This is a genomic window from Salmonella enterica subsp. diarizonae, from assembly GCF_008692785.1.
GTDB classification, from domain to species: domain Bacteria; phylum Pseudomonadota; class Gammaproteobacteria; order Enterobacterales; family Enterobacteriaceae; genus Salmonella; species Salmonella diarizonae.
Genome location: NZ_VXJV01000017.1, coordinates 39,894 through 53,547 on the forward strand (window position 1 = coordinate 39,894; position 13,654 = coordinate 53,547).

Annotated in this window: 15 protein-coding genes and 1 pseudogene; all 16 read left to right on the forward strand. The window is 44.8% G+C overall.

Going from position 1 to position 13,654, the window contains the following annotated elements; all coding sequences use genetic code 11:
- Positions 1–25: 25 nt before the first annotated feature.
- Positions 26–1,018 (forward strand): TcpQ domain-containing protein, encoded by a 993-nt coding sequence (locus F4V72_RS23185; protein WP_230389293.1) that lies wholly within the window; start codon positions 26–28, stop codon positions 1,016–1,018.
- Between the two features lie 112 nt (positions 1,019–1,130).
- Complete coding sequence (locus tag F4V72_RS23190; protein ID WP_136058640.1) at positions 1,131–2,834, forward strand: PilN family type IVB pilus formation outer membrane protein; 1,704 nt, start codon at positions 1,131–1,133, stop codon at positions 2,832–2,834.
- Entirely contained in the window at positions 2,824–4,212 is a 1,389-nt protein-coding gene (gene pilO2 / locus F4V72_RS23195) for a type 4b pilus protein PilO2 (RefSeq protein ID WP_023233695.1), read from the forward strand. Before F4V72_RS23190 ends, pilO2 begins: the two co-directional genes overlap by 11 nt.
- Positions 4,190–4,639, forward strand: coding sequence for a type IV pilus biogenesis protein PilP (gene pilP / locus F4V72_RS23200; RefSeq protein ID WP_136058639.1), 450 nt, complete (start codon positions 4,190–4,192; stop codon positions 4,637–4,639). The genes pilO2 and pilP overlap by 23 nt, the downstream gene beginning before the upstream one ends.
- 14 nt (positions 4,640–4,653) lie before the next feature.
- A complete protein-coding gene (locus tag F4V72_RS23205) occupies positions 4,654–6,216 on the forward strand; it encodes a GspE/PulE family protein (RefSeq protein WP_116779474.1) in 1,563 nt (520 codons plus the stop codon).
- Entirely contained in the window at positions 6,203–7,267 is a 1,065-nt protein-coding gene (locus F4V72_RS23210) for a type II secretion system F family protein (RefSeq protein ID WP_001079825.1), read from the forward strand. Before F4V72_RS23205 ends, F4V72_RS23210 begins: the two co-directional genes overlap by 14 nt.
- Before the next feature lie 56 nt (positions 7,268–7,323).
- The gene (locus F4V72_RS23215) at positions 7,324–7,836 is read left to right on the forward strand and encodes a type 4 pilus major pilin (protein ID WP_000768888.1); all 513 of its coding nucleotides are present in this window, start codon (positions 7,324–7,326) and stop codon (positions 7,834–7,836) included.
- A 51-nt stretch (positions 7,837–7,887) separates the two neighbouring features.
- Positions 7,888–8,826: an ATPase, T2SS/T4P/T4SS family gene (locus tag F4V72_RS23220; protein WP_023233697.1), complete on the forward strand. Its 939-nt coding sequence runs from the start codon at positions 7,888–7,890 to the stop codon at positions 8,824–8,826.
- Positions 8,827–8,874: 48 nt separating this feature from the next.
- Complete coding sequence (pilV, locus tag F4V72_RS23225; protein WP_232081697.1) at positions 8,875–10,158, forward strand: shufflon system plasmid conjugative transfer pilus tip adhesin PilV; 1,284 nt, start codon at positions 8,875–8,877, stop codon at positions 10,156–10,158.
- 74 nt (positions 10,159–10,232) lie between these two features.
- On the forward strand, positions 10,233–10,652 hold the full coding sequence (gene pilM, locus F4V72_RS23230) for a type IV pilus biogenesis protein PilM (RefSeq protein ID WP_023233699.1): 420 nt from the start codon (positions 10,233–10,235) through the stop codon (positions 10,650–10,652).
- Positions 10,653–10,654: 2 nt separating this feature from the next.
- Positions 10,655–11,275, forward strand: a complete 621-nt coding sequence (locus tag F4V72_RS23235) for a prepilin peptidase (protein WP_023233700.1) — start codon at positions 10,655–10,657, stop codon at positions 11,273–11,275.
- Positions 11,272–11,754, forward strand: coding sequence for a lytic transglycosylase domain-containing protein (locus tag F4V72_RS23240; RefSeq protein ID WP_023233701.1), 483 nt, complete (start codon positions 11,272–11,274; stop codon positions 11,752–11,754). Before F4V72_RS23235 ends, F4V72_RS23240 begins: the two co-directional genes overlap by 4 nt.
- 1 nt (position 11,755) lies before the next feature.
- The gene (locus tag F4V72_RS23245; protein ID WP_000220759.1) at positions 11,756–12,142 is read left to right on the forward strand and encodes a hypothetical protein; all 387 of its coding nucleotides are present in this window, start codon (positions 11,756–11,758) and stop codon (positions 12,140–12,142) included.
- A gap of 68 nt (positions 12,143–12,210) precedes the next feature.
- A complete protein-coding gene (locus F4V72_RS23250) occupies positions 12,211–12,594 on the forward strand; it encodes a hypothetical protein (RefSeq protein WP_232081696.1) in 384 nt (127 codons plus the stop codon).
- Positions 12,595–12,741: 147 nt separating this feature from the next.
- Positions 12,742–13,284, forward strand: a complete 543-nt coding sequence (gene ssb, locus F4V72_RS23255; RefSeq protein WP_116779465.1) for a single-stranded DNA-binding protein — start codon at positions 12,742–12,744, stop codon at positions 13,282–13,284.
- A gap of 64 nt (positions 13,285–13,348) precedes the next feature.
- Positions 13,349–13,654: pseudogene (locus F4V72_RS23260) on the forward strand (toprim domain-containing protein); the annotation flags it as partial.

A 13,654-nucleotide genomic window follows, 5' to 3' on the forward strand; every position in this document is an offset into this window, starting at 1 on the left:
AACTGATAAAATAAAAGGCACGGAAATGTACAGAAAAAGACTGATACTTGCCGGGGTTCTTGCAAATATCCTTACAGGATGTAGTTCTCCGCCAAAATTAACGGAACCTGAAGGACAGTGGGTCGATTTTGACACGTCAGGGGCGATTGTCGGTACAGTTGCAACGTCTTCTCCGGCTTGCCTTAATTGCTGGCAGGAAATACAGGCACCGATACCAAAAGAGAGTGCTGTAGCAAAACGGATATCCGTAACATCCACTTTGCTCTCATCACCATCTCCGGCCATAACCACTGCGCCAGTAGTTAAAATAAAAGAGCATACAGAAAGTAAACCGGATATGAAGAGTTTTGTCAGCAAGGACGGTGAGAAAGTACCACTGTATAAAGCATTACGTGAAATAATTCCTGCTGAATGGAAGGTAAATTTGTCACCTCCGGTTGTTGAAAAATTTACTCATAATGTCTCATGGAAGGGAAATGACCAATGGCCGTATGTATTAAGAAAGATGCTTACAGCCTACGGATTAAAGGCCGAGATAAACGACAAGAAAGCTGAAATTGTCATTCTGTATGCACAGAAAGCAAGCGTTCCGGTCAAATCTGTAACGCTATCGGCTAAACCACTGATAACACGACTACCGGAAACCAGGGTTCTGAAACCCCCTGTAGTGCCGGTTGTAACACAAGGTATCTTGCCTCCGGTTAAGAAAAATGTACCGATAATTAAACCTGCTCCTGTGTCGGTGCTAAAAGTCTGGACTTTGGATAAAGGGACAACACTACAGAAAGGATTTAATTCCTGGGTCGAAAAAGAAACTTGTCCGACCGCGAAGAAAAAATGGACGGTTAAATGGGATACCGATACTGATTATCCGATTGACGAACCTCTGACATTCCGTGTCAGAAACTTCGAAGAAGCGACTGATCAGCTCTTCAATCTTTATCGGAAGGCGCAGGTTCCATTGTATGCAGATGGCTACAGGAATCAGTGTCTGATTATAATTAATGAGGGAAAATAAAATGGATTTAAACTTTTTGTGAATTTCTTAAATAAATAACATCGTCATTAATAATTAAATCCATTAGAGACTAATCATCAGTCGAATAACTTAATTTCAGGTTATCATATTTATGAACAAAAAAATTATAGCGTCAGCTATTGCTGTTGGTGCGTTATTGCTTTTGTCGCTTCCAGGATGCACTATTCAACGAATGAATGAAGTGAAAAAGAGTGCTGAAGATACTGGGGTCAAAGCATCTTCATTAATTCAACAAATGGGGGATAACCACCCTGTAGTCCGGTTTACAAATAGCCAGTACATAAATACGTCTCCTTTGCCAAAGCCTAAGTATGATGCGCCGCGACAGGTGGTGAATTGCAATATTCAATATTTAACCGTCAAACCCCAGGATATATTTGAATTAAGTCAGGATCTCAGTGAACAGTGCCATATTCGCTTTCGCGTATCTCCCGATGCTTCTGCATATCTGGGTTCTGTTGGTACTGGCGGTGGTGTGACACAGCGTCTGACTGATGTTCCATCTCCGGTAATTAACAGTGGCGAAATGAAGCCGCTGGCGATGTTTGGTGCTCAGGCAAATAATAATGCGGCTCCGGCTACAGTTGCTACCAGGAAGATTACGGATATCAGGTACTCTGGCTCTCTGGGGCGTTTCCTCGATCTCGTTACTGGAAGGCTTGGTATTTCATGGAAGTATGAGAACGGGGAGGTGATTTTTTACTACCTGGAAACGAAGCGCTTTGATATTCAGCCAGCAGATGCTTCCTACAAACTAACAGGGACAGTCACCAGTGGGTTATCGAGCTCTACTGGCACGGACAGCAGTAACTCTGGTGGTGGCTCAGATTCTGGTGTGTCCGGGTCCGGTGGATCAACAATGTCCTCAACCGTTGGTATGGGGAACGACCTCTATAAGGATTTAAAAACCACCGTCGAGAGCATGTTAACTCCGGGTGTTGGCCGCCTGAGTCTTAACTCGACGACGGGAACGATGATGGTGACGGATGTACCGGAAGTCGTTCGTCAGGTTGGCGAGTATATAGAAGATGAAAACAGTACGCTCAGTAAGCAGGTAATTCTCAAGGTTGTGACATATACCGTTAACACGGATACCAGCGATCTTGTTGGAATCGACTGGAATCTTGTCTGGAAATCCCTTAGCGGCAAATACGGTATTAAGCTGGCGAATAGCAGCCGTACCGGTTCAGATGATGCAATTACCGGTGGGTTTAGTGTCCTTGATACGGCTGAAGGGGCTGCAAAACAGTTTGCCGGGACGTCATTCCTGCTGGATGCACTTTCACAGCAGGTTCGGGTAGCAGATGTCAAAACTAACACGGTTATGACAACAAATATGGCTGCGGCACCTGTGCTGGTAGGCCAGCAGACTACATATCTGAAAAGTTCTGAATCGACACCTTACGTTTCAGGAAATTCAACCGTTACGACTCAGACCCTCACGCCGGGCAGTGTAACGACAGGTACAAACATCACGATCTTCCCGAAAATCCTCAAGAACTCTGATCGCCTGATGTTAAATATGTTCATGGATATATCTTCACTCAAGAATATGCGTGTTATTACCTCAGATACGCAGAAACTTGAGGCTCCTAACGTTGATACTCGCTCATTACAGCAACGTATATGGCTGAAACCGGGTCAGACGATTGTGATGTCCGGATTTGAGCAAAATACGGATAATTCGACCCGTAAGGGCGTCGGTGAGCCGGAAAATATTGCGTTTGGCGGTTCATTATCCGGAGCTAAAACCAAGCAAACCTTTGTTATTACGGTGACGCCTTATGTTCGCTAAAAAGAAGTTTCGACTCAGAACGGAAAAAGTGAAGTCTACGGAAAATAGTGATGCTGACGCCGCAATCCGAATCCTGAAGATTCACGGTTATCGTTTTGTGGTTGGGCTCAAATGGGAGCTGATCAAGGCCCAGCGCAACATTATGAAGGAAGTTCGCCGGATAGGACGGATTCGCAATCTCGACGTTGTTGCGCTCAGGCAGGCAGAGGCAATACAGGCTGGATTTGCACCAAAAACCCGTCAGAAACTTAGGGGAACTTACTCATTGATTGTCGCTCTGTCCTCACTGATGGATGGTGCCTGCATTGCAGTGATCCCGCTCGGTAAAAATTCTCACGGGAAGGCTGAATTCACGTTGCTGGGACGTACAGCAAAAGGAACTATCCACCCTGGTTCTGACCGTATCCTTAGTCACGACGAAATAGGTCAGGCTGTTGTTGACCTGCGTCAGGATATGGCCGGAAACCGTCAGGACGTCATTCCGGTATATGGTGATCCTGATATCGGTAGTTGGGTGACAGATGTTCTGGATCTGGACGCCATACTTACGCCTGGCAATATCCGCAAAGATTTTCGATTGCGGCCGCTGCGCTGGGGAATGACCCGAACACAGCTACTTTGGTTTGTCAGTGCGCTCTTCGTTTTACTTCTGGTGTTGATTTTTTACCTCAAATGGCTCAATGAGCAGGAACAGCAGCGGGCCATTGCCATACAAGTGAAGATACAGCAACAGGAAGAGGTTAATCGTAAAGCGAGATACAAGGCCGCGCTCGATAAACTGCGCCATCCGTGGATAAACACATCATCCGTACAGGATTTTCTTACCGGATGTGAAGTAGCGCTTAAACGGCTACGCCTGTCCATTGAGGGCTGGGAGCTTTCTGGAATGAAGTGTGACCAGAGCGGGATGAGTGCGAGCTACAACCGACCTAATAACTCCGTTGCTACTGCTGAAAAGTTTGTGGAGGCTGTGCGAAAAATTTACGGCATAGAGCCGGAGGTCAACTTCAAAAGCACATCGGTATCTGTATTCACTCTCCCGCACACGTTGCCGCCCAACGGCGATGATCCGATGAACAATATGGGGGAGCAACTGGTAAAGGTTATCTCACTGTTCCAGAGCGTGAATATTCAGGCGTCATTCAGTGCAGTGCCTGTTAATGACGTGAAGAAAAACGAGCAGGGAGAAGATATGCCATTACAGGACTGGCAGGAATATACCTTCAGCGTGGATACAGCCGTTCCGCCACAACTGGTATTCAGGAACGACGAATTCACCGGGGTACGCATCAATAACATTATTTATGAAATTGGTCAGGCGGGGGAGCTGGCCTACAAAATTACGGGGACGGTCTATGGCGAATACAAACGCAAATAAATATTTGGGGGCAGGCTTAGGCTTGTTGTTACTTTCCTTTTGTTTTATGGCCGGGGCAGAAGATTTGACCGGAACCGCCTGGGATCTGGATACCCTGCAAAAACAGCGGGTTCTCTATGAAGCTCAGGCGGCGGTCAAAAAAGCACAGGCAGAGGCTGAAGGTGTGGGGGGAAGTATCACGCTCTCATCGTCGACCGGCGAGGCCGGTTCGGGTATGCGAAATACCGTGCCTGCCACACCAGACATAACGCCGCAACTGGTGAAAATCAACGGGCGAAACGCGGTGATCAGTATGCCTGGCGGTAAAACCGTAACGGTTAACTCCGGACAGATGCTGCCTGGCGGACGCTGGCAAATAGTAAGTGTCAGCCTCAATGGGGTGAAGGTGCGCAATATCTCCACCCGACGTGAAGAGATACTGAACTGACAGGAATAACATTAATGAGCGAAAACAGTCAGAATGAAAGACCTGGCAGTGTTGAAAGCCGGTTTTCTGAACGTACCCACAGTTGCATTAACCTCCGTCAGTTATTGAAGGAGGAAAGCATTGTCGCTGATATCCAGGATAGTGTCCTGTTGTTGAAAAACACGGAAGACAGCACCTGCCAGTTTCTGGTGCTGGATAAACTGAATCAAACGCCTCTTTATCTGGAGTTAATTGCAAAGCTTCGGCAGAGCGGGCATCGTCCTGAAGTTATTTGGGTCAACAACGAAGAAATGGCTCAGGTAGCATGGAAGTTTGATGCCGGACAAGAAGATGAGCAGCCTGAAGACGAGGCCAGTCTGCAAGGCAAAGTAAAAGATCTTCTCGCCCGTGCTGTCGCTGTCGGCGCGTCAGATATGCACTTATATGTCAGCGACCACTATTTCCGTGTCTGGTTTCGTGTTGATGGTATACGCCGTCCGTTCCATGAATTTGATGATTCAGCGAGTAACGGCAGGCGTCTGATTCAGTCGATGTTTAATACCATGTGTGCAGGTCAGAGTACCAACACATTGAGCTATACACAGTCTGCTGATGCCCGTTTCCGCGAAGAGTTCGTAACAGAATTTGGCCTCAGTACCGCGCGAGTAGCCACTCGTCCTGGTGGCGATAACCGGATTCTGGTAGTGGTGCGCCTTATCAGCAAACGCAAGGAGTCGCTTGCGCTTGATTCGTTAGGTATGACGCCACAACAGATAGCGTCAGTCCGGCGTGCGGCAAGAAAGATCACCGGCATTATTGTCGCTAACGGACCTACCGGGCATGGTAAGTCCACGCTGTTACAGTGTCTTGCCGAAATGACTCTCAGAGACGACCCCGGTATACACCTTATTACCGTGGAAGATCCCGTAGAATCTCCGATTTTTGGAGCTATTCAAACTCCTTTAATGGAGGAGTGGCCTGAAGCGATTCGAAATCTACTGCGTCTTGACCCGGATACCATTTATTACGGAGAGGCGCGTGATGCCGAGTCTGTTTATGGTGTGATTGAAGCCGCGCAGACCGGGCATGAAGTGTTGACTACAACACATACGACCTGGCCCATTGATGTGCTTCAGCGCTGGAAACGCTTTGGTGTTGATGAGAGCTATCTGACAGACCCCACGCTGATCACCTGTCTTGTGGGAATTCGACTGACGCCGTTGTTGTGCCCGGAGTGCAAACAGCCGTATTCCGGGCATCGTGCCAGTATTGATCCGGAGATCGAGGAAATTATTACCAGGTACACCCGACCGGAAGGGCTATTCAGCCGCAATCCGGCAGGGTGCCCGGCGTGCAAATTTACGGGGTTTCGTGGACGTACAGGTGTTTTTGAGGTCATTGAGACGGATCGAAAATTCATGTCGTTGTACCAACACGAAGGGAAGTTTGCTGCCTGGCAATACTGGAAACAAAAAGGGAATACCTCCCTGGCGGAAAATCTTATCAGGCTGATTAATGATGGCCGCGTTGATCCTGTAATGGGCCATAGCAAAGTCTGTAATCTGGACAGAGATGAGACATTTAATGAACCGAATTAAACGCTGGATTTATCAGAAAACGTTTAATGCCTCAGATCGCATGGAAATATATGATAATTTTCGTCAATATTTGCTTGATGGTTTGAGCGCACAAATAACCTTTGAAAAACTTATCGATAATTACACGCGACGAGGTAAAAAAACGGGCGACCCAATAGGCGAAATTCTGACGGAATGTAGCCAGAATCTTAAAGCAGGATTTTCCCTTGCCGAATCCTTTAAAGAGTGGATACCTGATCAGGAACTCAGTATTATTGAGTCCTGTGATAAAGCCGGGAAACTGACTGATGGATTTAAAAATGCCATGATTATTGCAGAAGGCACAGATAAAATTTCCGGTTCTGTCTGGTCAACGTTATTAAATTTTGGCTATATCCAGTCTTTAGCTATCGGTCTGGTTGCTATTTTCTGTATAACACTAGTACCAACGATAAAACAAAGTGTCCCGCTGGAAAAATGGAATACGTTACAGACTGGTGTCTGGTATTTCTATGTAGCGATTACCGATTACTGGTATCTGATGCTGGCTGTCGTTGCCACATTAGCTGTTACTGTTTATAGATCGCTGTCCGTCTGGACTGGGAATCTTCGTTTCTGGTTTGACCGGTTTCCACCCTGGTCGGTGTACAGGCGGTTACAGGGAGCCTCGTTTATTCTCAACGTGAATGCCATGTTATCTGCTGGTATTCCGATAGAAACTGCTATCCGTGGACTGGTGGAATCCAGTACCTCTCCGTGGCTACTGGAGCGGCTGGAAGCCATATTGAGGAACATTGAGGCAGGGGAAAAAAACCTGGGGGCGGCTATGGATGCCACCGGCTACGAGTTTCCTGGGGAGGATGCCATCATCAAGATGCAGAGCCTCTTTGAAACCGCAAATCAGGAGAATTCCCTGCATCGTTTTGCTGATAAATGGCTGGACAGGACGGTGAAGACGGTTGAGAAATCAGGAACAGTTATTCAGGTGATGGGGTATTTTGGAATAGCTATTGCGATTCTGTTACTTATTCTGGTGATGTCCGATCTTATTCAGCAGGCATTCTTTATGTGATGAATTTACTAATCACAATAACACTTCTTCGATAAATAATCTGGAGTAAATTGAAAATGAAATTAAAGAAAGTTAAACATGGTCTGATAAACATTACAGACCAAAGTGTTAATATGGGTATTATTTTTATTGTCCTGGGGATTGTGGCTGCTGTTGGCTATACAGTCTACAGTAAGTTCTGGGCTGTAAATGAAACGAATGTCATCAGTAATATTATTAATGAGGTTCGAAATATGGGAGAAGGTAATGGTGGCTATGGGACAGCCAATTATAACCAGGCCATTATCAACTCAGAAGCTATTTCAAGTAAGGTAAAATATTCCGGTACGACGATTTACAATCATTCTGGTGGCACGATTACCGTCGTTGGTGCAAATACCGGATTTACAGTGACCAGTACGGGGCTTTCCAAAAAGGATTGTATTAATATGGCTTCGCAACTCGGCACGGCAGATATGGCTTCAACAAAAATTAATTCAACATCTATCAATGGCGTGGTATCGACAATTGCGGCAACCGCAGCCTGTTCTTCTGACAGTAACACGGTAGCGTTCACTACGAGGGGCTGACAGGAGGAACGCCGGGTACACTGTTGTGCCCGGCAAACAGGAGCGTGCCACATGAACCGATTAAACGAATTGAGTTTTATTGACCTGTATCTCGGAGAAGAATTTGCTGAAATAAAGGGAATGAAAGGCGCAAGTGCATATCTGACCGATTTGCCGGATATCTACCAGAGCGATGCCTTTGAACTCAGGAACGCGTGCAACGAAATTCATTTCAGCACGCATAAAACGGAATTTTCCTTACGCTATGACGGGCGCATTTACCGTGTGACGGTCGTTTGCAATGACTGGTCGGGAGCCAGTTTTGTGATCCGCCAGACGCCGGAACGTATCCTGCCCTTTACCGATGTGCCACTCAGTACACCATTACGTAGTTCCATCACCCGTCCTGGCGCAACCGGATTGTGCCTGATTGCTGGCGAATTGGGGTCGGGGAAGACGACTACTGCTGCCTCAGTGTTACGTCAGCGTATTGAGATAACAGGGAGTCTGGGGGTATCCATTGAAGATCCTATAGAAACACTGCTGCATGGCCGACACGGTAACGGGCGGTGTCTTCAGCTTGAAGTCGGCCAGAATGAATCGTATTCAACGGCGACGAAAAAAGCCCTGCGTATGGGCGCGTCATGCCTGCTGTTAGGGGAAATACGTGACGGGCAAACGGCACATGAGGTACTGAAAGCGTCGTTGACAATGTTTGTCGTGTCTACGATCCACGGTTCATCTGTCTATGAGGCCATTGAACGTTACGTGATGTTTTGCGAGGAAATCAACCACAACGCGAAACAGAATGTAGCCAATACGCTGTACATCATCGCTCATCAGACAATGACCTCAGTACGACGTGGTGATAAGGCTACTGGCCGCAATATCAGCATCAACGCTTTTAATCTGGTGAACTGTACGCAGAACGCAGCTATCAAATCCAAAATCATGCAGGGCAATTATCGGGCCTTGCAGGATGAATTCAACGGTATCGAATACACCCTGTAATATGGAATCAAGAAAATGGCTATATTAATAAATCCCCCGAAGCGCGGCATGATCAATATCACCGACGCTGCTATCGGAATTGGTGTCTTGTTTCTTATTATGGGGGTTATTGTGATCCCCATGAATAACTGGTTATCGAATCAGGCAAAAGCGATTGTGGCTTCAACCCAGGCAAAACGGGTACAAAAGGCGGTACAGCTCTACATCAAGGATAATCACTCAATGATAGCCAGCACGGCCACAGCCAGCACGCCGTACATATTTGGCGTTTCCCGGTTAATCAGCGCCGGATATCTGCCTACAGGATTCTCCACGACTAACGGTTTTGGTGCTACATATCAGACGCGAGTATTTGAGCCGACAGCAGATAAATTACAGTCCATGACCTACCTGGCAGGTGGTGCCAGGCTGTCAAAAAGCCTGGCCCGAAAGGTTGCGATCGGAATTGGCGCAGAAGGGGGAATCATTGACGGCAACACAGCGAAAGGAGCGCTGGGTAGCTGGAGTGTGGCGCTGTCTTCGTTTGGTGGTTATAACCCCGGTGATGGTAGCGTCGTGATTGCGGGTTTTTACGATCACGGTATCAGTATTAATGATTACTTATATCGTAAATCCGTTCCCGGACATCCGGAATTAAATACGATGAGCACGTCCCTGAACATGGGAAATAACAATATAACCAACGCAGCCACTACAACGACAACCACGCTGAATGCAACTGATGTTAATTCTACTAATGTCACCGCAACAAACAATGTAACAGGTACGAATGTTAATGCCAGGACGACGCGCACCGAAGGGGAGACATACACAGGGGGATGGTTCCGCACAACCGGAGATACGGGATGGTATAGCGAGAAACACGGTGGCGGCATTTATATGACGGATAATTCCTGGGTCAGGGTATACAACGACAAGAATTTCTCAACCGGAGGGCAGATCAAAGGGGGGACAGTAAGAGCTGATGGACGACTGTATGCAGGAGAGGCATTACAGCTTGAAAAAGTGTACACCGCTGGTTCTGGTTGCTCACCAAACGGGCTTATAGGGCGGGATGCTTCTGGTAGTATACTTTCCTGCCAGTCAGGAATATGGAAATCGTCGGAATTTTCTTTCCGGGTTGCCGGAACGTTCCAGGTCTGGCCGGGGCAAACAGTAAATCTGGGGCGGTTTAAATTGTGTATCAACACGTACCGTATTGACGGACGAGAAATGGCTCTGACAGAACTTATTCCTACCGATGGTCCTGACTCAAACGGTAACATGAACTGGCGTGCGTACAACGGCACCCAATATTCTGCATATTATATGGGAATTCATTGTTTTATTTAACTGGTGTGCCTGAAATCAGACCTTGTATTACTCATGCGGCAGGTTCTGATATTTATTTTCATAGGGAAATAAAAATGAAATCCTTTATTGTTATTTCGCTGCTTTTTTTATGGCTGGCTTTTTATGGAAACCTCCGGGATGATAATGACAGTTATGCGGCTTCATTGAGGGAGGGCAAAGCCCTCCTGTTTCTGAATTACGTTAATGTATTTGACTCTTATTATGAATTAAATCCTGATTATAATGGAGATGTGACTCATAACGTCACAGCTCCGTCATGGCTTCCGGCTAATGTGGATATTAAAATGTTTATTGAAAATAAAAGGGGATATGTGTTTATGCCCGCGTATCCAGGTGTTTACAATAATATTCTGAAGAGAACGGAAGGAAGCGTTCTTGTTGGTGTTTCGGATAGTTCATCTCTTGTGACAGAAGCCGGAAGGATTAACAAACCCTCCTTCATTCCTTCCGGTTACATTGTTTATATGAGGTAAGTATGACATGGTACTTACTTTTACTCACAGTGATTTTATTTTCCTGTGCTTTCGCAGTTAAGCTTCCGGCCCTTTACTCAAGAGAGAAAAAAAGAGCAATTATTCAGTGCGAAGATTTGAAAAATGAAATGGATAACATTGGAGTGTATCCGCTGGCCGCAGTTTGTATGTTATTAATACCCGTTTCAATATTTTACTTTTCACAAGATATATTGTTATCTTTATATCTTTTTTTTCTTGCAATCGTTTCCTATACTGATTTAAGCGCCAGATGGATTCCTGATTCAGGAATATGTTTTTTGGTTGCTTTGTCAGTTTATTCGTTGAAGGATAAAGATACCGTATCTCAACTGTTGTCTGCTGCATTTTTTATATTGCCAGCTCTTATACTTCATCTTTATGGCTATCTGGTGAAGAAAGAAATATGGATAGCGTCCGGCGATTTTTATGTTATACCGACAATTGGTATTATGGTCCTTCCGGAGTATGCAGCCACTCTAATGTTTGTTGCACTGGTTATCAGTCTTGCTGTTACCAGATGGACTCCCAAAATACCTTTTGTCACAGTCCTGTTTTTTGTTTTTTCAGGCTATCAGGTTCTGATATTAAGCGGGGCATTATGAATAGATTCTTTCTTATAACTATACTTATTATGTTTTCTCCGTTTGGTTTCTCTCAGGTAGAAAAAAACACCAATGGTTTTTACAACTGTTTCAGAATGGCTGGCACCCGTTACTCAATTGATCATCGTTTACTGATTGCTATCGCAGAAGTGGAAAGTGGTATGAGCCCTAAAGCGATCGGTCTGAATAAGCGAGGTGGTAAGGTTGTTAGTGAGGATGTAGGCTTAATGCAAATCAACTCATCCTGGTTCCCAACTCTTAATAGCATGGGTATTACACGAAACGATTTACTTGAAAACCCATGCCAGAACATTTATGTCGGCGCATGGATACTTGCTAAGAACATTTCAACCAACGGTGTTAACTGGGAATCAGTTGGTGCGTATAATGCTGGATTTAAAGGGGCTAATGCACCTTTTCGCATGAAATACGCTAAAAAGGTTTATGCTAAATATATTTCTTTAACAGGGGAGGAGTAATATGACTTATTTTTTTAACAGAAAATCTGATTATATTAAGAGTTTGTCTGGTGAAGAAATAAATTCACTTCAAAAAGATTTTGAAGAAGCATGTTTCTGTATGCCTGGTTTTAATTCTGATAAAAATGAATTGGGGGATTATAAGGATGGAGGTACACAGGCGGCATGGGAAGGTTATATGTTTTCAGAAGAATGGAATAAACATGGCAGATATCAAAAGACTTCCTTACCTGAATGTCCTGAACCCTTAGATGGATGGTGTGATTGTGGTAAGTGTAAGGCTATGCGACTGCATAAGACAAAAAATATTTATGTCTGCCTCGTTTGCCATAAACAAACCGAACCGTTTCTTCCTGTTGACTTTAATTCAAATGACTGGCTTCCTTAAACAGGTGGAAGTAGCCTTAGGTGAAAATGCTTTTTATCATCCTAATACCGAAGACTTGCAAGTTCTCCGTGAAGTCAATTAAACATTCAATCACATACAAGCAAATTAATGAAAAAGATAAGTCTGTTATAGATTTGGGCCATATGTTAATGAATAAAGAAAAGGCTGTGCGAGAATTGGAAAATTTGCTTTCTAAAGTTGAGAATCAGGCAAGGATTCTTGATGAATTAGAAACGGCTCAATGGCATTATATGGATTTGGTCGGTATAACATTAAGTGGGCTTTTCGATAAAAGCGAACTGAAAAAAGAACGGAAAGAACATTCTCACCTTATTAAAGTTAGTGATGAATTACCTGTTTTTGAAGATAATGAATGCGCTGCGTTTATGTCTGAACAACATAACCTTCCTTTAAATATATGTGCTGCATATGTTTACAGTCATAAATGGTGAGTGCGTATCTGTCCGTATCGATGGTAAAGGGTAGTAATTATGCATCTACAAAGGGGAGAAATTATTCTCACTTGTTCATCAGAATTGATCTAAGAATTAAAGTCTATTCCACTATTCAGTATAACAATTTTAAAAGAGGATATATATATGGCTAGTAAAGGTGTCAATAAGGTTATTCTTATCGGAAATCTCGGTGCAGATCCAGAATTAAGATATATGCCGAATAATGTTGCAGTCGCAAACTTTACTCTTGCGACCTCAGAATCCTGGAAAGATAAACAAAGTGGAGAAGATAAGGAGAAGACTGAATGGCACAGAATTGTTATTTATAATAAATTGGCTGAAATTGCCGGAGAATATCTGCGTAAGGGGATGCAGGTTTATATCGAAGGAAAGCTACAAACCCGAAAATGGCAGGATCAACAAGGGCAAGAGCATTATACAACTGAAATTGTTGTGGACCAGAAAGGGGTGATGCAAATGCTTGGCGGCAGTCGGCAAAATGGCAATACAAAAGCAGGAGGAAATAGTGGAGGATGGGGGAAAACACCACCGGCAAATGGGAATGGAACTCCGCAGTCGTCCGTTCCGGCCTCCGCTGGGGAGCCACCGATGGATTTTGAAGACGATATTCCCTTTATTGGACACGGATACGGGGTTTGTCGTAAGGCTATTTACGCTATTTCCTGATGGGCGGGGCATTGTTGCCTCTCTTATTTTATTAACTATATAATCACATAGTCGGGATGAATAAATGAAAATACTTTGGATAGCGGAAAAACCGGAGTTGGGGCGGCTTATTGCTCAGGTTCTGGGAAATGGTCAAACTCATGATGGATATATCGTTTGTGGATCACATATTGTTTCCTGGTGTATTGGTCATTTAGTTAAATTAACTCCTCCAGGAGAACTTAATCCAGATTACATAAAGTGGCGTCGGGAAACATTACCGATGAAACTCCGTCCGTTGCAGTACAGTATTTTACCGAATACTGAACAGCAATTTAGGGTATTGACCAATCTTATTAATGGTGCTGATGAAATTATCCATGCAGGCGAT